This window comes from Streptomyces soli (assembly GCF_003999195.1).
GTDB classification, from domain to species: domain Bacteria; phylum Actinomycetota; class Actinomycetes; order Streptomycetales; family Streptomycetaceae; genus Actinacidiphila; species Actinacidiphila soli.
Genome location: NZ_RJVR01000278.1, coordinates 1 through 23263, shown reverse-complemented (window position 1 = coordinate 23263; position 23263 = coordinate 1). Strand labels below are relative to the sequence as shown.

Below are 23263 nucleotides of genomic sequence, written 5' to 3'. Positions count from 1 at the left end.
GCTCATATCTGAATTTCCGCCGATCACGACCGGAGGGCCTCCCGTGTCCCGCATCATCCTCAAGGCGCTCCTCGGACTCGTGATGCGCGTCCTGTTCCGCCCCAAGGTCGAGGGAGCGGAGCACATCCCGGGCGACGGTCCGGTCATCCTCGCCGGCAACCACGTCACCTTCATCGACTCGATGTTCCTGGGGCTGGTCGTCAAGCGGCAGGTCTTCTTCATCGGCAAGGACGAGTACGTCACCACCCCGGGCCTCAAGGGCCGCCTCATGGCGACGTGGTTCACCGCCATGGGCATGATCCCCGTCGACCGCGACGGCGGCCACGGTGGCGTCGCCGCCCTCATGACCGGCCGTCGCCTCCTGGAAGAGGGCAAGGTCTTCGGCATCTACCCCGAGGGCACCCGCTCCCCCGACGGCCGCCTCTACCGCGGCCGCACCGGCGTCTCCCGCCTCGCCCTCATGACCGGCGCCCCCGTCGTCCCCTTCGCCATGGTCGGCACCGACAAGATCCAGCCCGGCGGCGCCGGCCGCCCCCGCGTCCACCGCTTCACCGTCCGCTTCGGCGAGCCGCTGGAGTTCTCCCGCTACGAGGGCATGGACCGCGACCGCTACGTGCTCCGCGCGGTCACCGACGAGATCATGAGCGACGTCATGCGGCTCTCCGGCCAGGAGTACGTCGACATCTACGCCACCAAGGCCAAGGCCAAGCGCGCGGCTGCCGCCGCCGACCACGCGAAGGCCGCGTAGCGGCCGACGTTCGCCCCGGACACCCCCCGGGGGCTCTCCCCCAAACCTTCGTTTGGGTGGGGGTCCCCGGCCGAAGGCTGGTGGGGGTCCCTCCAGACGGAGTCTGGGGGAGAGTGCCCCCAGGTCCTCAAACGCCGGACGGGCTGAATCGCCCACCGGCCCCTCGCCCACGAGCCCTTCTCGCCGGGTGCCTTTCCCACCGGGTTGCGGACCCGGCGCACCCCGGGACGCCACCAGGCATCTGCTCGAGCTCGGCCACCGCACGGTCTGGCACGTCGCCGGCCCCCAGGACTCGTACTCCGCCCGCCGCCGCGCCGCCGCGTGGCGCCACACCCTGGACGAGGCGGGCGCCCAGGTCCCGCCCCTGCTGTTCGGCGACTGGAGCGCCGCCTCGGGCTACGAGGCCGGCCGGGCTCTGGCCGTCCGGCCCGAGGTCACCGCCGTCTTCGCCGCGAACGACCACATGGCCCTCGGGGTCCTGCGCGCCCTGCACGAGGCGGGCCGCCAGGTCCCGGCCGAGGTCGGCGTCGTCGGCTTCGACGACGTGGCGGAGTCCGCGTACCTCCTGCCCCCGCTGACCACGGTCCACCGGGACTTCGAGGAGGTCGGGCGGCAGTGCGTGGCCCTGCTGCTGGAGCAGATCGCGACGGGACGGAGCGTCGCCGGTACGGCTTCGCTGGTCCCGCCGCGTCTCGTACGGCGGGCCAGCAGCGGGGTGCCGCGCCAGGACAGGCCCTAGAGCTTTGCCGTGGCCCAGGCGAGCTGGACGGCCAGGTCGTCCTTGACCTCCGCGAGCTGCACGGCGACCGCCGAAGGGGCCGTGCCGCCGCGCCCGTCGCGGGAGGCGAGCGCGCCCCGCACGTTGAGGACCGTACGGACCTCGGGGGTGAGGTGGGCGGAGATCTTGCCGAACTGGTCGTCGGTGAGCTGGTCGAGCTCGATGCCCTCGGCCTCGCAGACCTTGACGCACTCCCCCGCCACCTCGTGCGCGACACGGAAGGGGACGCCCTGCTTGACCAGCCACTCGGCGATGTCGGTAGCGAGCGAGAAGCCAGCCGGGGCCAGCTCTTCCATCCGCTCGCGGTTGACGGTGAGGGTGGCCATCATGCCGGTGAAGGCGGGGAGCAGGACTTCGAGGGTGTCGCAGGAGTCGAAGACGGGCTCCTTGTCCTCCTGGAGGTCGCGGTTGTACGCGAGCGGGAGCGCCTTGAGCGTGGCGAGGAGGCCGGTGAGGTTGCCGATGAGGCGGCCGGACTTGCCCCGCGCCAGCTCGGCGATGTCGGGGTTCTTCTTCTGCGGCATGATCGACGAGCCGGTGGAGAAGGCGTCGTGGAGGGTCACGAAGGAGAACTCCTTCGTGTTCCAGATGATGATCTCCTCGGCGATCCGCGAGAGGTCGATGCCGATCATCGCCGTGATGAAGGCGAACTCGGCGACGAAGTCCCGGGAGGCCGTGCCGTCGATGGAGTTGGCCACCGAACCGTGCTCGAAGCCGAGTTCCTTGGCGACCGCTTCCGGGTCAAGGCCCAGGGAGGACCCCGCCAGGGCGCCGGAGCCGTAGGGCGAGACGGCGGTGCGGGCGTCCCACTGCCGCAGGCGCTCCGCGTCCCGGGACAGCGCCTGTACGTGGGCGAGGACATGGTGCGCGAAGAGCACCGGCTGGGCGTGCTGGAGGTGCGTACGGCCGGGCATCGCGACGTCCGGGTGCGCCTCGGCGAGGCCGACGAGGGCCTGCTGCAGCTCGGCGATGAGGCCGCCGATGATGCGGGCGTGGTCGCGCAGGTACATCCGGAAGAGCGTGGCGACCTGGTCGTTGCGGGACCGGCCGGCGCGGAGCTTGCCGCCGAGGTCGGGGCCGAGGCGCTCGAGGAGCCCCCGCTCCAGGGCGGTGTGCACGTCCTCGTCGGCGATGGTGCCGGTGAAGGTGCCTGCGGTGACGTCGGCTTCGAGGGCGTCGAGTCCGGCGAGCATCCGCTCCAGCTCGTCGGCCGTCAGCAGGCCGGCGCCGTGCAGGACCCGGGCGTGCGCCCGGGAGCCGGCGATGTCGTACGGCGCGAGGCGCCAGTCGAAGTGCACCGATGCGCTGAGCTTCGCCAGGGCCTCCGAGGGCCCGTCGGCGAAGCGGCCGCCCCACAGGCGTACATCGTTGCTGGTCACGGGGCGTTCTCCTCCGGAGGTTTCCTGTACGTACGTCGGTGCGGCTCGGTAGCGCCACCTACCCGGTGGCCGGGTACCCCTCAGTCTGCGCCTCTCGCGCCGCCTCGCGGGCTTCAGTCGCCACGCCGGACTCAGTCCGTCGTGCCGGGGCACCGCCCGCGCCCTGGCCAGTTGCCTGGCTGCGGTGTCGTTGGCGGCTGGCGGCCCGTGGCCCGGTTGTGCCGGCCCGTTCCTCCCCCAGACTTCGTCCGGGGGACCCCCAGCGGAACGTTCTCACACAACCCGGTTGGTGTCGTGACGGTCAGCCGCCAACGTAGCCGCACGGGCGGTTGCCGGTGGTAAGCACCCGCCGTAGGCGCGACAGGTCAGCCCTGCAGGTCCCGCTTCGCGGCGATCTTGCTGGACATGCCGAAGATCTCGATGAAGCCCTTGGACAGGGACTGGTCGAAGGTGTCACCAGTGTCGTACGTGGCGAGGTTGAAGTCGTACAGCGACTCGTCCGACCGGCGGCCGTTCACCACGGCCCGCCCGCCGTGGAGGACCATGCGGATGTCGCCGGAGACGTGCTGGTTGGCCTCGTTGATGAAGCCGTCGAGGGCGCGCTTGAGGGGGGAGAACCAGAGGCCGTCGTAGACGAGCTCGGACCAACGCTGCTCGACCTGCCGCTTGTAGCGGGCGAGTTCGCGCTCGACGGTGACGTTCTCGAGCTCCTGGTGGGCGGTGATGAGGGCGATCGCGCCGGGGGCCTCGTAGATCTCGCGGGACTTGATGCCGACGAGGCGGTCCTCGACCATGTCGAGGCGGCCGACACCCTGGGCACCGGCCCGGGCGTTGAGCTCCTGGATGGCCTGGAGGACGGTGACGGGCCGCCCGTCGATGGCGACGGGGACACCCTGCTTGAAGGTGATGATGAGCTCGTCGGCCTCGCGCGGGGTCGCCGGGTTCTGGGTGTACTCGTAGACGTCCTCGATGGGGGCGTTCCAGATGTCCTCGAGGAAGCCGGTCTCGACCGCGCGGCCGAAGACGTTCTGGTCGATGGAGTACGGGGACTTCTTGGTGGTCGCGATCGGGAGGTTCTTCTCCTCGCAGAAGGCGATCGCCTTGTCGCGGGTCATCGCGTAGTCCCGGACCGGTGCGATGCACTTGAGGTCGGGGGCGAGGGAGGAGATACCGGCCTCGAAGCGGACCTGGTCGTTGCCCTTGCCGGTGCAGCCGTGGGCGACCGTGGACGCACCGTGTTTCTTGGCGGCGGCGACGAGGTGCTTGACGATGGTCGGCCGGGAGAGGGCGGAGACCAGCGGGTAGCGGTCCATGTAGAGGGCGTTGGCCTTGATCGCCGGGAGGCAGTACTCGTCGGCGAACTCGTCGCTCGCGTCCGCGACCTCGGCCTCGACCGCGCCGCAGGCGAGCGCCCGCTTGCGGATGACGTCGAGGTCCTCGCCACCCTGGCCGACATCCACCGCTACCGCGATGACCTCGGCGCCGGTCTCCTCGGCGATCCAGCCGATGGCGACGGAGGTGTCAAGGCCGCCTGAGTAGGCGAGTACGACGCGCTCGGTCACGGGTCTCTCCTTTTGCTGCGGAAACGCATACGCTGTTGGGTATAAGTATGCACTCTGCCGTATGTTTCGTCAATCCGAGGCGTTTACGCAGGTCAGCAGTGGTTCAGCGAGGCAGGAACGCGGTGAATTCGGTCGCGCCGGGGCGGCTTTCCAGCTGCATCCTGCCGCCGTGCGCGTCGATGACGGCGGCCACGATGGCCAGCCCGAGACCGGCGCCGCTGCCCGCGCGGGGGCGGCGGCGGTCGGCGTGGGTGAAGCGCTCGAAGACGGTGGACCTGACCTCGTTAGGGACACCGGGGCCGTCGTCGGAGACCCGCAGGGCCACCGAGTCTGCGTCGGCTTGGTCGTCGAGGCGTACGGAGACCTTGGTGCCGGCGGGGGTGTGGACGCGGGCGTTGGCGAGCAGGTTGGCGACGACCTGCTGCAGGCGGTGGGCGTCGCCGGGCACGGTGACCGGCTCCTCGGGCAGGTCGAGGGTCCAGCGGTGGTCGGGCCCGGCCGCGCGGGCGTCGTCGACGCCGTCCAGGACGAGCCGGGTGAGGTCGACGTGCTCGCGCTCCAGAGGGCGGCCCGCGTCGAGCCGGGCGAGCAGCAGCAGGTCGTCGACCATCTCGCCCATGCGGCCGGACTCGGCGGCGACCCGGTCCAGGGCCCGGGTGACCTCGGGCGGGACCGGCCCCGGGTGCCTGAGCGCCAACTCGGCGTGCCCCCGGATGGAGGCCACGGGCGTACGCAGTTCGTGGCTGGCGTCGGCGGCGAAGCTGCGCAGCCGCTCCTCGCTGCGGTGACGCTTGGACAGGGCGTCCTCGACATGGCCGAGCATGAGATTGAGGGCGGTGCCGACCTGGCCCACCTCGCTGCGCGGGTCGGCGGCCGGGGCCCGGGCGGGCAGTGCGACCTCGCCGCTGTCGAGCGGCAGCCGCGTGACGGCCACGGCGGTGGCGGCCACCTGACGCAGCGGCCGCAGCGACCAGCGCACCCACAGGGCCCCGGCCACCCCGACCACCACGAGGGCGCCGCCGAAGACCACGGCCTCGACAGCTTCGAGCCGGTTGACGGTCTCCACGACGCCAAGCAGCGGCAGGCCAGTGATCAGGATGTCGCCGTCGCGGCCGTCGCAGGCCACGACGCGGTAGTCGCCGAGTGCCGACAGTTCGACGGTGCGGGGCCTACTGTCCGCCGGGAGGGCCACGAGTGCCGCCTTGTCGGCGCTGGTGAGGCTCACGCTCGTGTCGGACCCCGCGCGCACCACGGCCTGGTCGGTGACCTTGCCGTTCAGCAGCCTGACGCCGAGGGTCCCTAGGGTCTGGCGGCGGGTGTCGACGTGCTGCTCGTCGCCGTCGTGGTCGGAGGGCTTGATGCCGGCCCCGCCCCAGCCCCGGTTCTCCAGGCTGGCCGGAAAATTGCTGCCGACGTCGATGAGCTGCTGGTTGATCCGGTCGGTCAGGAAGCCGCGCAGCGCGACCACCGCCGCCACGCCGACCGCCGCGCAGCTCACCGCCAGCAGCACCACGAGCCCGACAGTGAGCCGGGCGCGCAGGGTGCGCGGGTGCAGAGCGGCGACGATGCGGCGGATCCGGGTCATGCCGTGACCGGTTTGAGGATGTAACCGGCGCCGCGCACCGTGTGGATCATGGGGGTGCGCCCGGCGTCGATCTTCTTGCGCAGGTAGCTGATGTAGAGCTCGACAACATGGGCCTGGCCCCCGAAGTCGTACGACCAGACGCGGTCGAGGATCTGCGCCTTGCTCAGCACCCGGCGCGGATTGCGCATCAGGAAGCGCAGCAGCTCGAACTCGGTCGGCGACAGGTCGATGATCTCGCCGTCCCGGGTGACCTCACGGGCCTCCTCGTCCATGGAGAGGTCGCCGACGATGAGCAGTGACTCGTCGGCGACCTCGCGGCTCATGCCGGACCGGCGCAGCAGCCCGCGCAGCCGGGCCAGGACCTCCTCCAGGCTGAACGGCTTCGTGACGTAGTCGTCGCCGCCGGCTGTTATCCCGGCGATGCGGTCCTCCACCGAGTCGCGCGCTGTGAGAAAGAGCACGCAGACGTGCGGCCGCTCGGCGCGCAGTTTGCGCAGCACGGTCAGCCCGTCGAAGTCGGGGAGCATGATGTCCAGGATCACCGCGTCGGGCTCGAAATCACGGGCGGCGGCGACGGCGGACGCCCCATCGGTGGCACCGCAGACCAGCCAACCCTCGTAGCGCAGGGTGCCGCAGAGCACTTCGGTGAGATCCGGTTCGTCGTCCACGACGAGGACCCGGACCGGGGTGCCGTCCGGCCGGGTCAGAGCGGGGAGGTTGCGGGCGGATGCCGCTCGTCTTATTTCCATGGTCGCTACAGGATCTATCAGATGGCTCTGAATTTTCTCTGAGACCGCCGATGTGATCTCCCACTGAGAGCTTTTTCAGAGGTTACGTGGACACAGTGGCTCTACCAGAACACCGAGAGGGGCGCATCTTGGCCACCGCGTACGACCATCCGCCGGCCCGGCACCGTGCCGCACCGCCCAAGCGGGGGCAACGGCGCTCACCAGCCGCCGTGATCCTGGTGCTGCTGTGGGCCGGGGCCGCGGCGGTGCTCGCGCTGTGGTGGCAGGACACCTCCGCGGTGGTGACCCAGGCCGACTGGCTGACCGACGCCGGCCGGATAGCCGGACTGCTCTGCGGCTATACCTGCGCGGTGCTGGTCGGGCTGATGGCCCGGGTGCCGGCGCTGGAACGCGGGGTCGGCAGCGACCGCGCCGCGCGCTGGCACGCGATGGCCGGCCGCTGGACGGTCAGCCTGCTGGTCGCGCACGTCGTACTGATCATCTGGGGCTACGCGGTCGAGGGCCACGCCTCGGTGTGGCGGGAGACCGTGAGCATCGTCATGGACTACCCGGAGATGCTCAAGGGGACCGCAGGCGGGGTGATCCTCATCGCCGTCGGGATCGTGTCGGCCCGCGCGGTGCGCAAGCGGGTGCGGTACGAGACCTGGTACTTCCTGCATCTGCTCACCTACGCCGCGCTCTTCCTCGCCTTCGGCCACCAGCTCGCGCTGGGCGCGGACTTCGTCGGGAGCACGGCCGCCCAGAACGCCTGGTACGTGCTGTATCTCGGGGTCGCCGCCCTGGTGCTGTGGTTCCGGGTGCTGGCTCCCGTATGGCTCAACGTGCGGCACCGGCTGCGGGTGGAGGCCGTGGTGCCGGAGGCGCCCGGGGTGTTCTCGGTGGTCGTGCGGGGCAGGCGGCTGGGTGAACTCGCCGCCGAGTCGGGGCACTTCTTCCGCTGGCGTTTCCTGGCGCAGGGACTGTGGTGGACCGCGTCGCCGTACTCGCTGTCGGCGGCGCCCGGAGCGCATGGCCTGCGGATCACGGTCAAGGGGCTCGGCGACCACAGCGCGGCCGTGGCCATGCTGCGCCCCGGCACGCGGGTCTGGGCCGAGGGGCCGTACGGGGCGCTGACCGCCGGGCGACGCAAGCGGGCAAAGGTGCTGCTTCTGGCGGGCGGAGTCGGCATCACACCACTGCGGGCGCTGTTCGAGTCGCTGCCGGCCGCGCCCGGCCATCTGACGCTGCTCTACCGGGCGCGTACGGCCGAGGACCTGGCCCTGCGCTCCGAGCTGGAGGCGATAGCGGCGGCCCGCGGGGCCCAGCTGTTCTACGCGGTCAACGCCCCCGACGGCAGCCGCACGCCGATCACGGCGGCCGGACTGCGGGACATACTCCCCGACGTCGCCCGTCACGACGTGTACCTGTGCGGGCCGCCCGGAATGGCCGAGGCGTCCTACGACGCGCTGCGCGCGGCCGGGGTGCCGGCCCGCCACATCCACCACGAGTCCTTCGATCTGTGAGCCCCGCGATGAGGCCTGCCATGAACCCTTTCCGTACGAATCCGATGCGCCGTGTCCTGCTGGGCACTGTCGCGACCGTCTCGGGCGTGACCGCGCTGCTGGCCCTGAAGCCGCACACCCAGACCGCCGTCGCCCTGCCGCAGACGGCCGCCTCGCCCACCACGCCCTCGGCAGGGGCTTCTTCACCGGCCTCCGCTTCGCCGTCGGCCTCGTCCTCCACGAAAAGCACGAAGGGCACGAAGGGCACGAAGGGCACGACGACCACGAAGACGGTGACGGGTGACACGATCCAGACCCGCTACGGCCCGGTCCAGGTGCAGATCACCCTCAAGGCGGGCAAGCTCAGCGCCGTGAACGTGCTCCAGGTCCCCCAAGACAACCCCAGGGACGCCGAGATCGCCCAGTACTCGGTGCCCGTACTGACCCAGGAGGCGCTGGCCGCCCAGAGCGCGAGCATCAACAGCGTCTCCGGCGCGACCTACACCAGCCAGGGCTATATCAGTTCGCTGCAGAGCGCGTTGGACAAATCCGGGAACTGAGTTGCCCGGGCTTCTCCGCCGTACGGACTGGTGCTGGAGAGGTGCTCCGGGCAGCTGCGCGGGAAGGGGATCAGGCCGTTGACGATGATTCAGAACAGCCGGGCCGGCCGGCGGCTGGCCATGCGCCGCATCCGTCCCCGCCGCTCCCCCGCCGTGCCGCTGGTCGTGCTGGCCTGGCTGGGCGCGGCCGTGGTCATGTGGATGTGGTGGAACAACACCCCCAACGTCGTCGGCACCGCCAACCAGCTCATCGCCGCCGGGCGGATCACCGGTCTGCTCGGCGCGTACACGATCGCCCTGGTCATAGCGCAGATGGCCCGGGTGCCCGCCCTGGAGTCCCGGGTCGGCTCCGACCGCGTCGCGCGCTGGCACGCGATGAGCGGCCGCTACGCGATCTCCCTGGTCGTCGCCCACGTCGTGCTGACCATCTGGGGCTACTCCGAGGTGTCGAAGACCGGTGTCGTGTCGGAGGCGGTGACCGTGGTCACCGACTATCCCGACATGCTGATGGCCCTCGCGGGCACGCTGATGCTGCTGATCGTCGGCTTCGTGTCGGCGGGCGCGCTGCGCCGCCGGATGCGCTACGAGACCTGGTACTACCTGCATCTGCTGACCTACGCGGCCGTCTTCCTCACCTTCTGGCACCAGCTCACCACCGGTGCCGAGTTCATCGCCAGCGCCACCGCCCGCACCGCCTGGTACGCGCTCTACCTCACCGTCGCCGGGCTGGTGGTCTGGTATCGGGTCCTGACCCCGGTGCGGCTCAACCTGCGGCACCGGATGAGGGTGGAGGCCACGGTGGTGGAGGCGCCCGGTATCGTCTCCGTCCTCATCAGCGGCCGCAAGCTGCACCGCCTGGGCGCCGAGGCCGGCCAGTTCTTCCGCTGGCGCTTCCTCACCCCGGGGCTGCGGTGGAGCGCCAATCCGTACTCACTGTCGGCGCCGCCCCGGCCCGGGCTGCTGCGGATCACCGTCAAGGCGGTCGGCGGCCACAGCTCGGCGCTCGGGACGCTGAAGCCGGGCACGCGGGTGTGGGCGGAGGGCCCGTACGGCGCCCTGACCGCCGCCCGGCGCAGCCGTGGCAAGGTGCTGCTGCTGGCCGGCGGGGCGGGCATCACCCCGATGCGGGCGCTGTTCGAGACGCTGCCGGCCGCGCCGGGCGACCTGACGCTGCTGTACCGCGCGAAGTCCACCGAGGACCTGGCCCTGTGGCGCGAGCTGAAGGCCATCGCCAAGGAGCGCGGCGCCCGGCTGATGTACGCCGTCAATGGCCCGGACGGCTCACGGCCCGAGATCACCCCGGACGGGCTGAAGGCGCGGCTGCCCGACATCGACCGGCATGACGTCTATCTGTGCGGGCCGCCCGGACTGGCGGCGGAGTGGTTCCACACCCTCCGCGAGGCCGGGGTCCCCGAGCGCCGTATCCACCACGAGTCCTTCGAACTGTGAGAGGTGAGTTGCTGTGTACGCGATGAAGAAGCGGCATCCGCTGCGCCGGGTGATGCTCTGTACGGCCGCCACCGTCTCCGGTGTCGTACTGCTCCTCGCCCTCAAGCAGCCCGCCGACGGCTCCGCCTCGGCCGCCGCGCAGGCTCCGGCGGGGCCCGCGGCCGCCGCCTCGCCCTCGCAGAACGCGCAGGACGCCCTGGGCGGCGAGGGCGCGCAGAAGGACACCGGATCGGCCGGGTCGTCTGTCCCCTCGTCGGGCTCGTTGGCGTCCAAGACCGCCTCGGCGGCCCCCAAGCCGTCGGCGACGAAGTCCTCGGGGTCCTCCGGATCCGGGGCATCGTCCGCCGCCAAGACGGTCACCGGGGACGCGGTCGACGCGCAGTACGGCGCGGTCCAGGTCAAGCTCACGGTCAAGGACGGCAAGGTCACCGCCGCCGAGGCCGTACAGGGCCCCACTACCGGCCCGGGCGGAAGCGCGATCCCTACCCTGAACAAGGAGGTGGTGACCGTGCAGGGTGCGACCATCGACTCCGTGTCCGGCGCCAGCTTCACCAGCGAGGGCTACAAGAAGTCCCTGCAGAGCGCGATCGACAAGGCAGGTCTCTGATATGCCCCACGCCCCCCGTTCCGGGACCACCGAAGACACCCGGCTCCGCCACGTCGAACACACCATGGGCACGGTGTTCTCCTTCGACGTACGCGGGGCCGGGGCTGCCAGCCTGCGGGCCGCGCTCGACGCGGCCGTGTGCTGGCTGCACCGGGTGGACGAGGTGTTCTCCACCTTTCTGCCCGACAGCCAGATCAGCCGGCTGGCCCGCGGCGAGCTCGCCCTCTCGCGCTGCGACCCGGACGTCTGGGAGGTGATGCGGCTGTGCGAGGACACCGAGCGGCGCACCGGCGGCTGGTTCTCGGCGCGTTACGACGGCGAGTTCGACCCGACGGGCCTGGTCAAGGGCTGGGCCGTGGAACGGGCCGCCCGCATGCTGGTCTCGGCCGGGGTGGAGGCGGTCTGCATCAACGGCGGCGGCGACATCCAGCTGCACGGCGGGCCCTGGCGGATCGGCATCTCCGACCCGCACGACTCCGGCAGCCTCGTGGCCGTGGTCGCGGCTGACGGTGAGCTGGCCGTGGCCACCTCGGGCCCGGCCGAGCGCGGCTGCCATATCCTGGACCCCCACACCGGGGAGCCGCCGGTCACCGATCTGGCCTCGGTCACCGTGGTCTGCCCGGGCCTCACCGACGCCGACGCGTGGGCCACGGCCGCGTACGCGATGGGCGGCGAGCGCGCCCGCGTCTGGCTGGAGGAGCTGCCCGGCGCCGAGGGCTTCGCGGTCACCACGGACGGCGGTACCTGGCACACCAGTGGCTTCGGCCGGTACGCGTCGGGGGTTCGGGCGTAGGACTCGGGTGAGACCGAGCTCACCCGGCTTGACGTACGGCCCGTACGGACGGCGAGAATGCCGCCATGGATCTGGAACTCAAGGACAAGGTCGTGCTGGTCACGGGTGGCTCGGACGGCCTCGGCGCTGCCTTGGTCCGGCGGCTGGCCGCCGAGGGCGCCCGCGTGGCGCTGTGCGGACGCGACCCGGAGCGCGTCGGCCGTGTGGTCAAGGAACTGGGCGAGACCGGCGCAGATGTGCTCGGCGTACCCGCGGACGTCACCCGGCAGGAGGATCTGGAGCGCTTCCTGTCGGCCGCCGAGGGCCGCTGGGGCCGCATCGACGCCATCGTCAACAACGCGGGACGCAGCGCGGCCGGCGCCTTCGAGCAGCAGGACGAGACGGTCTGGGAGGAGGACCTGCAGCTCAAGCTGCACGCCTCCGTACGGCTGATCCGCCTCGCCCTGCCCCACCTGCGCGCGGCCGGCGGCGGCAGCGTCGTCAACACCCTCGCCGTCTCCGCCAAGGCCCCCGGCGCCGGCTCGACGCCGACCTCGGTCTCCCGGGCGGCCGGTCTGGCGCTCACCAAGGCCCTGTCCAAGGAGCTGGGCGCCGACAACATCCGCGTCAACGCCGTCCTCATCGGCCTGGTCGAGAGCGGCCAGTGGGTGCGCATGGCCGAGGCCGGCGGCCGGTCCGTGGACGAGCTGTACGCGACGCTGGGCAGCGGCTCCGGCATCCCCCTCGGCCGCGTCGGCAAGGCCACGGAATTCGCGGACCTGGTGGCCTTCCTGCTCTCCCCCCGGGCGGCGTACATCTCCGGCACGGGGATCAACTTCGACGGCGGGATGAGCCCGGTCGTCTGACCCCGGGGCGCGAGGCGGCGCCCCGAAACTGAAAGCAGCCTGAACGGCAAACCCCCTCCGGCGTTGCGTCGCAAATCCCCTCAGGCCACCCCCAATACGTTGGTTGTGCGGCCAATCGGCCATTCCATGATGAAGGGGAGTTTCAGCATGCGATACGGAGCAAAACTGAGGGAAGCGGTACGCCAGGACGGGACCACCCCCTTGATCGGCGTCCACGACATGCACTCCGCCTCCCTCGCCGTCCGCTACTACGACGGCCTGTTCCTGTCCGGGTTCGGACTGGCCGCGTCCCATTACGGCCTGCCCGACATCGGGTACATCGCCTGGCCGGATGTGGTCGCCTTCGCGCAGCGGTTGCGGGGGGCCTTCCCCCGTACGCACCTGCTGGTCGACATCGACGACGGTTACGTCGACACGCACGTGGCCTGCCATGTCGTCGAGCAGTTGGAGGCCGCCGGGGCCTCCGGGGTGATCCTGGAGGACCAGGCCCGCCCGCGCCGCTGCGGGCATGTGGACGGCAAGAAGGTGCTGCCGCTGGAGGAGTACCTGGACAAGCTGGACGCGGTGCTCGCCACCCGGCGCGACCTGCTGGTCGTGGCGCGGACGGACGCCACCGAGCGCGGGGAGATCCTGCGCCGGGCCAAGGCCCTGGCCGCCACCGACGCCGACGTCATCCTCGTCGACGGAGTACGCGACACCGATGCGATCCGTGAGATCCGGTCGGTCATCGGCGACAAGCCACTGCTGTTCAACCAGATCGGCGGCGGCAAGTCACCGCGGTTGTCGCTGAGCGAACTCACCGAGCTCGGTGTCGATGTGGCGATCTACAGCACCCCGTGCCTGTTCGCGGCGCAGGACGCCATCGATCGCGCCCTGCGCGACCTTCGGGCCGCCGACGGTCGGCTGCCGGAACCGGTCCCGGGCGGGGCGGACGTGGCGTCCTGCATCGCGCTGCTGGACCGGCGCAGCGAGCCGCTGCCCGTCTGAGCCGGTCGCTCAGCGCTCCCCGGCGGCCAGGCGCAGCAGATGGTCGGCGAGCGCCTGGCCGCCGGCCGGGTCGCGGCTGATGAGCATGACGGTGTCGTCGCCGGCGATCGTGCCGAGGATGTCGTAGACCTCCGCCTGGTCGATCGCCGAGGCGAAGAACTGGGCGGCGCCGGGCGGGGTGCGGACGACCACGAGGTTGGCGGAGGCTTCGGCGGAGATGAGGAGCTCGTTGGCGAGGCGGCGCATGCGCTCCTCCTTGACGGACTCGCCGAGGGGCGCCTGCGGGGTGCGGTAGCCGCCCTCGCTGGGCACGGCGTAGATCAGCTCGCCGTTGTTGGTGCGGATCTTGACCGCGCCCAGTTCGTCGAGGTCGCGGGAGAGCGTCGCCTGGGTGACGCTCAGCCCGTCGTCGGCGAGCAGCTTGGCGAGTTGGCTCTGTGACCGCACCGCCTGGCGGTTGAGGATGTCCACGATCCGGCGGTGGCGGGCCGTCCGGGTCTGCGGTACGGCCTGGCCGCCACTCTGCTGCGCCTGCGCCTCGCTCATCGTCGTGTCATTCTCCGGCTCGCGTTTCGTCGGTTCCGTGTACGGCGTGTACAGAGTCCAGGATGCCGGGCAGGACCTGGAGGAACGCGTCCGTCTCGGCCTCGCCGAGGATCAGCGGAGGCGCGAGCCGCACCACGTTCGGCACGGCGGCGTTCACCAGGAGTCCGGCTTCCTGAGCCGCCAGCTGGATCTGCGGGGCGAGCGGCTCGGTGAGCACGATACCCAGCAGGAGGCCCGCACCGCGCACATGATCGACCAATGGATGGTCCAGCGCCTCGATGCCGTGCCGCAGCTTCTCGCCCTGCCGCTTGACGTTGTCCAGGATCCCGTCGGCCGCGATGGTGTCCAGTACGGCCAGCGCGGCGGCGCATGCGACCGGATTGCCGCCGAAGGTGGTGCCGTGCTTGCCGGGCGTCAGCAGGTCCGCCGCGTCACCGAAGGCGATGGTGGCGCCGATCGGCAGACCGCCACCGAGGCCCTTGGCGAGGGTGACGACATCGGGCTCGACGCCCTGGGCCTGGTGCTCGAACCAGTGGCCGGTACGGCCGATGCCGGTCTGCACCTCGTCCAGCACCAGCAGGGTGCCGGTCGCCCGGGTGATCTCCCGGGCGGCGGCGAGATAGCCGGCGGGCGGCACGACGACGCCGTTCTCGCCCTGGATGGGCTCCAGGATGACCATGGCGGTGTCGGTCGTGACGGCGGCCCGCAGCGCGTCCACGTCCCCGAAGGGCACATGGGTGACGTCGCCGGGTAGCGGTTCGAAGCCGTCCTGCTTGCCGGGCTGGCCGGTGAGGGCGAGCGAGCCCATGGTCCGGCCGTGGAAGGCGCCGGTGGTGGCGACCATGTGCGTACGACCCGTGAGCCGGCCGATCTTGAAGGCGGCCTCGTTGGCCTCGGCCCCGGAGTTGCAGAACAGCACCCGCCCGGTGCGCCCGAACAGCTGGATCAGCCGCTCGGCCAGCGCCACGGTGGGCTCGGCGATGAAAAAGTTGGAGACATGGCCGAGGGTGGCGATCTGCCGGGAGACCGCCTCCACGACCGCCGGGTGGCCGGTGCCGAGGGCGTTGACCGCGATGCCGCCGAGGAAGTCCAGGTACTCCTTGCCGTCGGCGTCCCACAGCTTGGCGCCCTCGCCGCGGACCAGGGGCAGGCGCGGGGTCCCGTAGTTGTTCATCAGGGTGCCCTGCCAGCGCTGGGTGAACTCCTGGTTGGTCATGCCCGACCCCCTTCGTTGTCGTCTGTCGCGTCCGGCACGACCATCGTGCCGATGCCTTCATCCGTGAAGATCTCCAGCAGGATCGAGTGCTGGACCCGCCCGTCGATGACGCGGGCGGTGTTCACGCCGTTGCGTACGGCGAAGAGGCAGCCCTCCATCTTGGGGACCATGCCGCTGGACAGCTCCGGCAGCAGCTTCTCCAGCTCGGCCGCGGTGAGGCGGCTGATCACCTCGTCGCTGTTCGGCCAGTCCTCGTAGAGGCCCTCGACGTCGGTGAGGACCATCAGCGTCTCGGCGCCCAGCGCGGCCGCGAGCGCGGCGGCGGCGGTGTCGGCATTGACGTTGTAGACGTGGTTGTCCTCGGCGCTGCGGGCGATGGAGGAGACCACCGGGATCCGGCCGTTGTCGAGCAGCGCCTCGATGGCGCCGGTGTCGATCTCGGTGATCTCGCCGACCCGGCCGATGTCCACGGACTCGCCGTCGATCCGCGGGAAGTGCTGGGTCGCGGTGATGGTGTGGGCGTCCTCGCCGGTCATGCCGACGGCGAGCGGGCCGTGCTGGTTGAGTAGCCCGACCAGTTCACGCTGCACCTGCCCGGCCAGGACCATCCGTACGACGTCCATCGCCTCAGGGGTTGTGACCCGCAGCCCCGCCTTGAACTCGCTGACCAGGCCGTGCCGGTCGAGCTGCGCGCTGATCTGCGGTCCGCCGCCGTGCACGACGACCGGCTTGAGGCCGGCGTGCCGCAGGAAGACCACGTCCTGGGCGAAGGCGGCCTTCAGCCCCTCGTCGATCATGGCGTTGCCGCCGAATTTGATGACGACGGTCTTGCCGTGATGCCGGGTCAGCCAGGGCAGCGCCTCGATGAGGATCTGCGCCTTGGGCAGGGCGGTGTGCTTACGCGCCCCTTGCGCGGAGGGCTTTCCCCCGGACGAGTGATTGACCGTCATGGTTGCCTTCCGAAATGCTGGAGTCGGCCGCCGGGCTGGCGGTGTCGGCCTGTGGAGGAGGCGTAAGACCGGAGCGGATGCGTCCGCCGAGGCGGCCACCGGTGAAGCAGGAAGCCTCGCTGGCGACAGCGGGAGCCCGCCTCCAAGTGTGGCGAAGTCAAGAGCTGTACGCGCTGTTCTCATGGACGTATTCGGCCGTCAGGTCGTTGGTCCAGATCGTCGCTGCACTCTTTCCTGCCGCGAGGTCCGCAACGATGTGGACCTCGCGGTAGCGCATGTCGACCAGGTCGCGGTCCTCGCCGACCGAGCCGTTCTTGCAAACCCAGACGCCGTTGATGGCGACGTTGAGCCGGTCGGGGTCGAAGGCGGCGGACGTGGTGCCGATGGCGGAGAGCACGCGGCCCCAGTTGGGGTCCTCGCCGTGGAGGGCGCACTTGAGGAGGTTGTTGCGGGCGATGGAACGGCCGACCTCGACGGCGTCGTCCTCGGTGGCCGCGCTGATCACCTCGATCTTGATGTCCTTGGACGCGCCCTCGGCGTCGCCGATCAGCTGGCGGGCCAGGTCGGCGCACACCTTCTCGACGGCGGCGCCGAAGTCGTCGTAGGCAGGGGTGACTTCGGAGGCGCCGGAGGCGAGCAGCAGCACGGTGTCGTTGGTGGACATACAGCCGTCGGAGTCGGCCCGGTCGAAGGTGGTACGGGTCGCGGCGCGCAGCGCCTTGTCGAGGGTGGCGGAGTCCACGTCGGCGTCGGTGGTGAGGACGACCAGCATCGTTGCCAGGCCCGGGGCGAGCATGCCCGCGCCCTTGGCCATGCCGCCGACAGTCCAGCCCTGGCCCTCGGCGACGGCGGTCTTGTGGACGCTGTCGGTGGTCTTGATGGCGATGGCGGCCTTCTCGCCGCCGTACGGGGAGAGTTCGGCGGCGGCCTTGTCGATGCCGGGCAGCAGCTTGTCCATCGGGAGCCGGATGCCGATCAGTCCGGTGGAGGCGACGGCGACCTCGGCGGCGTTCCCGCCGGTCGCCTCGGCGACCTTCTCGGCGGTGGCGTGGGTGTCCTGGAAGCCGAGCGGGCCCGTACAGGCGTTGGCGCCACCGGAGTTGAGGACGACGGCGGAGACCTGGCCGCCCTTGAGGACCTGCTCGGACCAGACGACGGGCGCGGCCTTGACGCGGTTGGAGGTGAAGACACCGGCGGCGGCGAGGCGCGGACCGTTGTTGACCACCAGGGCCAGGTCCGGGTTGCCGTTCTCCTTGATCCCGGCGGCGATTCCCGCCGCCGTGAATCCCTTGGCTGCCGTGACGCTCACGGTGTCTCCTTCTTCTTCGCTGCGTTGGGGATGTCGCAGGGCGTGGCCCTGACCAGGAGCATGACCAGCGCCCGTCGTGCGCCGACGGCCGCCCTACGGGGGCGCCTGCGCGCCGCGGTACCTGGCGCCCGCACGAGCCGGAGCCCGTTCATGGCGCCACCCCTACGGTGCCCAGTCCCAGCTCCTCGGGGAGCCCGAGGGCGATGTTCATGCTCTGCACCGCGCCGCCGGCGGTGCCCTTGGTGAGGTTGTCGATCGCGCTGATCGCGATGATCCGCCCGGCGCTCTCGTCGTACGCGACCTGGATCAGCGCGGCGTTGGAGCCGTACACGGCGGAGGTGGCGGGCCACCGGCCCTCGGGCAGCAGGTGCACGAAGGGTTCGTCGGCCAGCGCCTTCTCGTACGCGGACCGTACCCCGTCCGCCGTCACGCCCGGCTTGGCCTTCGCGCTGCACGTGGCGAGGATGCCGCGCGACATGGGCGCCAGCGTAGGCGTGAAGGACACCGACACCCGCTCCCCCGCAGCCGCCGACAGGTTCTGGATCATCTCCGGGGTGTGCCGGTGCCCGCCGCCGACCCCGTACGGCGTCATGCTGCCCATGACCTCGCTGCCGAGCAGGTGCGGCTTGGCCGCCTTCCCCGCCCCCGAGGTGCCGGACGCGGCGACGATGACGGCCTCCGGCTCGGCCAGCCCGGCGGCGTACGCCGGGAACAGCGCGAGCGACGCCGCCGTCGGGTAGCAGCCGGGGACCGCGATGCGCCTGGACCCCTCCAGCGCGGCGCGGGCACCCGGCAGCTCCGGGAGGCCGTACGGCCAGGTGCCGGCGTGCGGGGAGCCGTAGAAGGCCTCCCAGTCGCCGGCGTCTTTGAGCCGGAAGTCGGCCCCGCAGTCCACGATCAGCGCGGTCTCCCCGAGCTGCTCCGCCACGGCGGCGGACTGCCCGTGCGGCAGCGCGAGGAACACCACGTCATGCCCCGCCAGGGCCTCGGTGGTCGTCGGCTCCAGCACCCGGTCGGCCAGCGGCAGCAGGTGCGGCTGCAGCCCCCCGAGGCGCTGCCCCGCGTTGGAGTTGCCGGTGACTGCGCCGATCTCGATCTCCGGGTGGTTCAGCAGCAGCCGCAGGACCTCTCCGCCCGCGTAACCGCTCGCTCCCGCCACCGCTGCACGCAACGCCATCTCATCCTCCAGAACCCGATGGCATGACTATACGGTCCACGGAAGCTTTATGCAAAGCAGTGTTGGTCATCGACCCACGCGCATATGAGGTCGGGTAGCGGTTGAGTTGGCCCGCAGGGTAGCGGCCGTCCCCCCTACCTGCAGTGTCTTCGCGCAAAGCCGGGCAGCTGAAGTTCTGACCTGCGCCGGCTTTCGTGGGCTCGGGACGTGCCACCGCGCAGCCGTGTCTCTTGCGGGGCGGTAGCGACGCAAGCGGCGAAAATAGAAGCAGAGCCGAGTCGCGCCCACGCCGGGTCCTCCCCCGACGGCTCAGCAGCTGCGACTCTCGGCTGGCCGTATTGCCCCGCAGGGCCGCGCAGGCCCGGTTTCGGGGCTCACCGGCCCTATCTGTCGGCCGTAGGTGTGCCTAGCGTCGGCCACGAACACCGAATCGCCGGAAAGCCGGAAGAGGACCCGGATGACAGGCACCACGAAGGACGCGTCGCTCCCCGTGGCGGGCACCCCGGAAACCGGCACCGCCCCCGCCCGACGGGAGGTGCTGGCGCAGAGCCTGGCACCCGCAGACGTTTTCGGCGCGTTGGGTGGATCGCGCAGGGGACTGTCCGCGCAGGATGTCAGCGCCCGGCGGCAGCGATACGGCCTGAACGAGCTGCCGCGCCCGCGAAAGAAGGGCCTGTGGCGGCGGTTCGCGGCACAGTTCACGGATTTGTTCGCGGTTGTGCTGCTGGTCGCCTCGGGTCTGACCTTCCTCGCGTGCCAAGGGCGCTCCTCAGGAACTGCTGTCGCGCTGCACCCACATCGACTGGGAGGGCGAGCGCCGGCCCCTGACCGACGAGCTGCGGGCCATCGTCACCGCCGCCAACGACGGCGTGGCGTCCAAGGGGCTGAGGGTCTTGGCCGCCGCGTCACGCCCGGCGCAGCGGCAGCCCCGCTCGCGAGAGGAGGCCGAGGCCGGGCTGACCTTCCTGGGGCTGATCGGCATGCTCGACCCGCCCCGGCCGGAGGTCGCGGACGCGGTACGCGCCTGCCGGCGGGCCGGGATCCGGATTGTTATGGTGACCGGTGACCATCCGCTGACTGCCGAGGTCATCGCCCGCCGCGTGGGCATCGTCCGGGAGCCGCATCCCGCCGTGGTCACCGGAGCCGGGCTCGACGCGATGGATGCCGCCGGGCTGGACGCTGTGCTGGCCGAGGACGCCGAGCTGCTGCTGTGCCGGGTCAGCCCTGAGCACAAGATGCGGGTGGTCGCCGCCTTCCAGCGGCGCGGCGAAGTCGTCGCGGTCACCGGCGACGGAGCGAATGACGCTCCCGCGCTGAGGCACGCGGATATCGGGGTTTCTATAGGCGCCACCGGCACCGATGTCGCCCGGGAAGCCTCGGTGATGGTGCTGCTCGACGACTCGTTCGCCTCGATCGCCGCCGCCGTCGAACTCGGCAGGTCGGTCTACCGCAACATCCGTAAATTCCTGGTCTATCTTTTCAGCCACAACATCGCCGAGCTGGCGCCGATCCTGGTCGCGACCTTCGTCGGCTTCCCGCTGGTCCCGCTGATGGCCGTGCAGGTTCTCGCGATCGACCTCGGCTCCGACGTGCTTCCCGCTCTCGCCCTGGGTGCCGAGCCGCCCGAGCGGGACGTGATGGACAACCCGCCGCGCTCCCCGCGCGAGCCGCTGTTCTCCTCCGATGTGGTCCGCCGGTTTGTGTTCCTCGGCACCATTCAGGCGCTTGGGGTGTGCGGCGTGTTCTTCTGGCACATCCACGCCTCCGGCATCCCGTACGCGGCCTTCACCCCCGGAAACCACGTCTACCGGGAGGCAATCACTCTGACGCAGGCCGGGATCGTCGTCAGCCAGTTCTTCAACGCGCTGGCGGTGCGCACCGACCGGGAGAGCGTCTTCCGGGTCGGGGTGTTCTCCAATCCGCGGCTGATCGCGGCAGGTTGTCTGGGCATCGCCTTGATGGCGGCCATCAGCTACGCGCCGCCGCTGCAGGCCGTCTTCCACACCGCGCCGCTTTCCCCCGCCGACTGGGCGGTTCTGGCCGCGCTGGGCGTGCTGCTGCTAGCGGCTGAGGAAACCCGTAAATGGGCGCTGCGCCGCCGTCATCCCGTATAGAAGGGGGAACAGCGATGAGAGTCATCGTGGTGGGCTGCGGACGGGTCGGCTCGGAGCTGGCCGTCCGGCTCATGGCTGAGGGCCACGACGTACGTGTCATCGACCGCGATCCGAAGGCGCTGCGCAGGCTGCCCGCCGGCTTCACCGGCACGTTCCTGAGCGGCAGCGGCTACAGCCGCGCGGTCCTTCAGGCCGCCGGTGTCGAGCACGCCGACGCATTGGTGGCCGTCACCTCGGGCGACAACACCAACATCGTCAGCGCCCGCACCGCCAAGGAGACCTACCGGGTGCCGCTCGTCCTGGCCCAGATCTACGATCCACGGCGCGCGGACATCTACCGCGAGCTGGGCATCCCCACCATCGCCAGCGTCCGGTGGACCGTGCATCAGCTTCACCAGATGCTGCTACACCGGCATCTGACGCCCGAGCTCGACTTCGGCAACGGTGAAACCCTGCTAATGCGCTCCACGCTGCCCGGCTATCTCGACGGTCGCAAGCTGTCCGAGCTTGAGGTCGACGGTGAGATCCGGATCGTCGAGGTCACCCGGGGCGGCCGGTCGTTCCTGCCCACCCCCAGTACCCCGGCCCAGCCGGGCGACTTGATCACCTTCGCCGTAGCCGCCACGGCGCTGGGCAGGCTCCGCGGCTTTCTGGACAAGGAGCTCGGCACATGAAGGTCCTCATCACTGGCGCCGGCCGGCTCGGCAGGCACATCGCCCAGGCCCTGGCCGCGGCCCGCAACGAGGTCACCCTCGTCGAGATCGATGACGACGTGGTGGCCGGGCTGGCGGCAGCGCTGCCCGTCCGGTTGGTAACCGGCGACGCATGCGAGCCCGCCGTGCTGGAGGAAGCGGGCGTTCTGACCACCGATCTCGTCATCGCCACCACTGGAGATGACGAGGACAATCTCGTCATCAGCCTGCTCGCCAAGCGCCAGTTCGCTGCGCCGAAGGTGGTGGCCCGGATCAACGATGCGGACAACGCCTGGCTCTTCGATGAGCGTTGGGGCGTCGACGCCGCCGTACCTGCCGACGCCTCCCTCATCTCGCTCATCGAAGAAGCCACCAGCAGCACCGACACCGTGGCCCTGCTGCGTCTGAGCAAAGCGGGCGTCAACGTCATTGAGACCACCCTCACCTCGCAGTCCCGGGCCGTCGGCCGCGAACTCGCCGATGTCTCCGTCCCCCCCGGCACCGTAGTGGCCGCCGTCATCCGCGACGGCGAGCCCGTCGCGCCGTCCTCCGGGCTGAGACTCCGGCCGGGGGACGAACTCCTCCTGGTCTCCCACTCCGCCACGGAGAAGGAGGTTCATGCGGCGTTCCAGTGATCTCCGATGAGGGCCCGTTCGGTCCTGTCGTCCCTTGCCTACCGGTGATGCGCTAGAGGTGGAACCGAGGACCGCAGTGAACCTCCCCGGCCTGAAGGCCGGGGCTTCTGTCTTGCGCTGACTGGTCAGGTGGCGTGGACGGGTGTCCGGCCAGCACCCGCAAGGGTGGTGGTGCCGTCTGTCTAGTCGGTGCTGTCTCCTCGTGGTGAGGGGACGACAGCTACGCCCGCGGTGATGCTGCGGGTGGCCCGGTTCGGGGCACTACGCCGTGCTTCCCTGCCCGCCCCCGTACCAGATCGTCCGAGGACGTCCTGGTGGTAGGCGTGCAGTGACCGCTGAAGAGGACTCCAGCCGGGTTGGGCTCGGCGATACATGACCACCACGCGAAGGTCGGGATCCGGGCGGAAATGCCCGTCGTTGACGGCCAGCGCTTGGATGTTCACGCCGCCCACCGCGTCCCGATGCAAACGGAACCCGCAGGTAATGTTCCTGCACACGTACGCGCGGCCGCGGACTTTCGTCCGCTCGTTGCACAGCGGGCACGTCTGCGAGGAGTACGCCTCACTGATGTGCTCCAGGGCCAGGCCCGTCTTGTACTGCAGGAAGTCTTCCTGCCTGCCGCGGGACCACTGCGACAACTGCTGCCGCGTCGACCTCGACGCGCGCCGCTTCTTGTTGGTGTTCCGCTCGATGCCACGCACATCCCCCGCGACCAGGCGCACCCCGACAATCGCGTCCGGGCCGGAAATCTCCCGGTGGTGCTTCGTCCACGCGGCATGGACCTCGCGAGTGAACTTCTCAGCCTTAGCTGTGACCTGGTGATCGACATCGTGCAGACGACGCTCCGTCTTCGCCTCAATCTTCTTCTTCGCCGCGAGCAGCCGGCGGTGCTTCCGGGAGCCGTTCTTGCACCGGGCCATCCGGGAGGTGAGTTTCGCGACCGTCTTGTTCCGCTGCCGCTTCGCCGCACGCCCGCCACGCCCGTTGATGACCAGAACCGACATGCTGCCGTCAGGCAGCGGTGCCGCGAACGTCATCGGGTTAATGACGCCCTCGTCGATCGCCACCGTGACCGTCGGCCGGCCGACGGCCGGCCCCGGC

The 23263-nt window shown here is 70.7% G+C and carries 22 protein-coding genes and 1 pseudogene; 13 read left to right on the top strand and 10 right to left on the bottom strand.

Features of this window, described 5'->3' with window-relative positions; all coding sequences use genetic code 11:
* Positions 1 to 43: 43 nt before the first annotated feature.
* Both EFK10_RS30300 and EFK10_RS30295 read left to right on the top strand, forming a co-directional pair.
* Positions 44 to 748: a lysophospholipid acyltransferase family protein gene (locus tag EFK10_RS30300; RefSeq protein WP_127358847.1), complete on the top strand. Its 705-nt coding sequence runs from the start codon at positions 44 to 46 to the stop codon at positions 746 to 748.
* Positions 749 to 935: 187 nt separating this feature from the next.
* The gene (locus EFK10_RS30295; protein WP_407647179.1) at positions 936 to 1487 is read left to right on the top strand and encodes a substrate-binding domain-containing protein; all 552 of its coding nucleotides are present in this window, start codon (positions 936 to 938) and stop codon (positions 1485 to 1487) included.
* On the opposite strand, the gene argH is transcribed toward EFK10_RS30295, so the two are convergent.
* From argH to EFK10_RS30275, 4 genes are all read right to left on the bottom strand, one after another.
* Positions 1484 to 2905, bottom strand: a complete 1422-nt coding sequence (gene argH / locus EFK10_RS30290) for an argininosuccinate lyase (protein ID WP_127358845.1) — start codon at positions 2903 to 2905, stop codon at positions 1484 to 1486. The two genes, EFK10_RS30295 and argH, sit on opposite strands and share 4 nt — an antisense overlap.
* A 365-nt stretch (positions 2906 to 3270) precedes the next feature.
* Complete coding sequence (locus EFK10_RS30285; RefSeq protein WP_127358844.1) at positions 3271 to 4467, bottom strand: argininosuccinate synthase; 1197 nt, start codon at positions 4465 to 4467, stop codon at positions 3271 to 3273.
* 103 nt (positions 4468 to 4570) lie between these two features.
* On the bottom strand, positions 4571 to 6052 hold the full coding sequence (locus tag EFK10_RS30280) for a sensor histidine kinase (protein WP_127358843.1): 1482 nt from the start codon (positions 6050 to 6052) through the stop codon (positions 4571 to 4573).
* Positions 6049 to 6801, bottom strand: a complete 753-nt coding sequence (locus EFK10_RS30275) for a response regulator transcription factor (RefSeq protein ID WP_127358842.1) — start codon at positions 6799 to 6801, stop codon at positions 6049 to 6051. The genes EFK10_RS30280 and EFK10_RS30275 overlap by 4 nt, the downstream gene beginning before the upstream one ends.
* 128 nt (positions 6802 to 6929) lie before the next feature.
* Between EFK10_RS30275 and EFK10_RS30270 the strand changes: the two genes are divergently transcribed.
* The 7 genes from EFK10_RS30270 (at position 6930) to EFK10_RS30240 (ending at position 13523) form a co-directional block, all read left to right on the top strand.
* A complete protein-coding gene (locus tag EFK10_RS30270) occupies positions 6930 to 8303 on the top strand; it encodes a ferredoxin reductase family protein (protein ID WP_127358841.1) in 1374 nt (457 codons plus the stop codon).
* Positions 8304 to 8323: 20 nt separating this feature from the next.
* Positions 8324 to 8842, top strand: coding sequence for an FMN-binding protein (locus EFK10_RS30265; RefSeq protein WP_127358840.1), 519 nt, complete (start codon positions 8324 to 8326; stop codon positions 8840 to 8842).
* Between the two features lie 78 nt (positions 8843 to 8920).
* Entirely contained in the window at positions 8921 to 10291 is a 1371-nt protein-coding gene (locus EFK10_RS30260; protein ID WP_407647177.1) for a ferredoxin reductase family protein, read from the top strand.
* Between the two features lie 22 nt (positions 10292 to 10313).
* Positions 10314 to 10898, top strand: a complete 585-nt coding sequence (locus EFK10_RS30255; RefSeq protein ID WP_127358860.1) for an FMN-binding protein — start codon at positions 10314 to 10316, stop codon at positions 10896 to 10898.
* Positions 10899 to 10962: 64 nt separating this feature from the next.
* A complete protein-coding gene (locus tag EFK10_RS30250; protein ID WP_127358859.1) occupies positions 10963 to 11691 on the top strand; it encodes an FAD:protein FMN transferase in 729 nt (242 codons plus the stop codon).
* Between the two features lie 65 nt (positions 11692 to 11756).
* Positions 11757 to 12536, top strand: coding sequence for an SDR family oxidoreductase (locus EFK10_RS30245; RefSeq protein ID WP_127358839.1), 780 nt, complete (start codon positions 11757 to 11759; stop codon positions 12534 to 12536).
* Positions 12537 to 12683: 147 nt separating this feature from the next.
* Positions 12684 to 13523 (top strand): isocitrate lyase/PEP mutase family protein, encoded by an 840-nt coding sequence (locus EFK10_RS30240; protein WP_127358838.1) that lies wholly within the window; start codon positions 12684 to 12686, stop codon positions 13521 to 13523.
* A gap of 9 nt (positions 13524 to 13532) precedes the next feature.
* Here the strand turns inward: EFK10_RS30240 and EFK10_RS30235 are convergent, their stop codons facing one another.
* From EFK10_RS30235 to argC, 5 genes are all read right to left on the bottom strand, one after another.
* Entirely contained in the window at positions 13533 to 14069 is a 537-nt protein-coding gene (locus tag EFK10_RS30235; protein ID WP_127358837.1) for an arginine repressor, read from the bottom strand.
* Positions 14070 to 14076: 7 nt separating this feature from the next.
* Entirely contained in the window at positions 14077 to 15285 is a 1209-nt protein-coding gene (locus EFK10_RS30230; protein WP_127358836.1) for an acetylornithine transaminase, read from the bottom strand.
* Complete coding sequence (gene argB / locus EFK10_RS30225) at positions 15282 to 16235, bottom strand: acetylglutamate kinase (RefSeq protein WP_127358835.1); 954 nt, start codon at positions 16233 to 16235, stop codon at positions 15282 to 15284. The genes EFK10_RS30230 and argB overlap by 4 nt, the downstream gene beginning before the upstream one ends.
* Before the next feature lie 157 nt (positions 16236 to 16392).
* On the bottom strand, positions 16393 to 17544 hold the full coding sequence (gene argJ, locus EFK10_RS30215) for a bifunctional glutamate N-acetyltransferase/amino-acid acetyltransferase ArgJ (protein WP_127358834.1): 1152 nt from the start codon (positions 17542 to 17544) through the stop codon (positions 16393 to 16395).
* A gap of 148 nt (positions 17545 to 17692) precedes the next feature.
* The gene (gene argC / locus EFK10_RS30210; protein ID WP_127358833.1) at positions 17693 to 18721 is read right to left on the bottom strand and encodes an N-acetyl-gamma-glutamyl-phosphate reductase; all 1029 of its coding nucleotides are present in this window, start codon (positions 18719 to 18721) and stop codon (positions 17693 to 17695) included.
* A 457-nt stretch (positions 18722 to 19178) separates the two neighbouring features.
* Here argC and EFK10_RS53510 point away from each other — a divergent pair.
* The 4 genes and pseudogenes from EFK10_RS53510 to EFK10_RS30190 form a co-directional block, all read left to right on the top strand.
* Positions 19179 to 19403 (top strand): annotated as a pseudogene (locus EFK10_RS53510) (cation-transporting P-type ATPase); the annotation flags it as partial.
* A 211-nt stretch (positions 19404 to 19614) separates the two neighbouring features.
* Positions 19615 to 20835 (top strand): cation-translocating P-type ATPase, encoded by a 1221-nt coding sequence (locus tag EFK10_RS30200; protein WP_240677560.1) that lies wholly within the window; start codon positions 19615 to 19617, stop codon positions 20833 to 20835.
* Positions 20836 to 20849: 14 nt separating this feature from the next.
* Positions 20850 to 21509 (top strand): potassium channel family protein, encoded by a 660-nt coding sequence (locus EFK10_RS30195; protein WP_127358830.1) that lies wholly within the window; start codon positions 20850 to 20852, stop codon positions 21507 to 21509.
* Positions 21506 to 22162 carry a potassium channel family protein gene (locus tag EFK10_RS30190; protein ID WP_127358829.1) on the top strand — a complete coding sequence of 219 codons (657 nt, stop codon included), beginning with the start codon at positions 21506 to 21508 and terminating at the stop codon, positions 22160 to 22162. The genes EFK10_RS30195 and EFK10_RS30190 overlap by 4 nt, the downstream gene beginning before the upstream one ends.
* A 182-nt stretch (positions 22163 to 22344) precedes the next feature.
* On the opposite strand, the gene EFK10_RS30185 is transcribed toward EFK10_RS30190, so the two are convergent.
* Positions 22345 to 23263 (bottom strand): zinc ribbon domain-containing protein (locus EFK10_RS30185; protein WP_206305637.1); only part of this gene is annotated, 919 nt, incomplete at its 5' end.

Bases quoted from the DNA above. Each gene is read 5' to 3' on its own strand.
- EFK10_RS30280 (WP_127358843.1), bottom strand. From the start codon at position 6,052: ATGACCCGGATCCGCCGCATCGTCGCCGCTCTGCACCCGCGCACCCTG.
- EFK10_RS30240 (WP_127358838.1), top strand. From the start codon at position 12,684: ATGCGATACGGAGCAAAACTGAGGGAAGCGGTACGCCAGGACGGGACC.
- argB (WP_127358835.1), bottom strand. From the start codon at position 16,235: ATGACGGTCAATCACTCGTCCGGGGGAAAGCCCTCCGCGCAAGGGGCG.
- EFK10_RS30245 (WP_127358839.1), top strand. From the start codon at position 11,757: ATGGATCTGGAACTCAAGGACAAGGTCGTGCTGGTCACGGGTGGCTCG.
- EFK10_RS30275 (WP_127358842.1), bottom strand. From the start codon at position 6,801: ATGGAAATAAGACGAGCGGCATCCGCCCGCAACCTCCCCGCTCTGACC.
- EFK10_RS30255 (WP_127358860.1), top strand. From the start codon at position 10,314: ATGAAGAAGCGGCATCCGCTGCGCCGGGTGATGCTCTGTACGGCCGCC.
- EFK10_RS30195 (WP_127358830.1), top strand. From the start codon at position 20,850: ATGAGAGTCATCGTGGTGGGCTGCGGACGGGTCGGCTCGGAGCTGGCC.
- argC (WP_127358833.1), bottom strand. From the start codon at position 18,721: ATGGCGTTGCGTGCAGCGGTGGCGGGAGCGAGCGGTTACGCGGGCGGA.
- EFK10_RS30235 (WP_127358837.1), bottom strand. From the start codon at position 14,069: ATGAGCGAGGCGCAGGCGCAGCAGAGTGGCGGCCAGGCCGTACCGCAG.
- EFK10_RS30190 (WP_127358829.1), top strand. From the start codon at position 21,506: ATGAAGGTCCTCATCACTGGCGCCGGCCGGCTCGGCAGGCACATCGCC.
- EFK10_RS30250 (WP_127358859.1), top strand. From the start codon at position 10,963: ATGGGCACGGTGTTCTCCTTCGACGTACGCGGGGCCGGGGCTGCCAGC.
- EFK10_RS30230 (WP_127358836.1), bottom strand. From the start codon at position 15,285: ATGACCAACCAGGAGTTCACCCAGCGCTGGCAGGGCACCCTGATGAAC.
- EFK10_RS30265 (WP_127358840.1), top strand. From the start codon at position 8,324: ATGAACCCTTTCCGTACGAATCCGATGCGCCGTGTCCTGCTGGGCACT.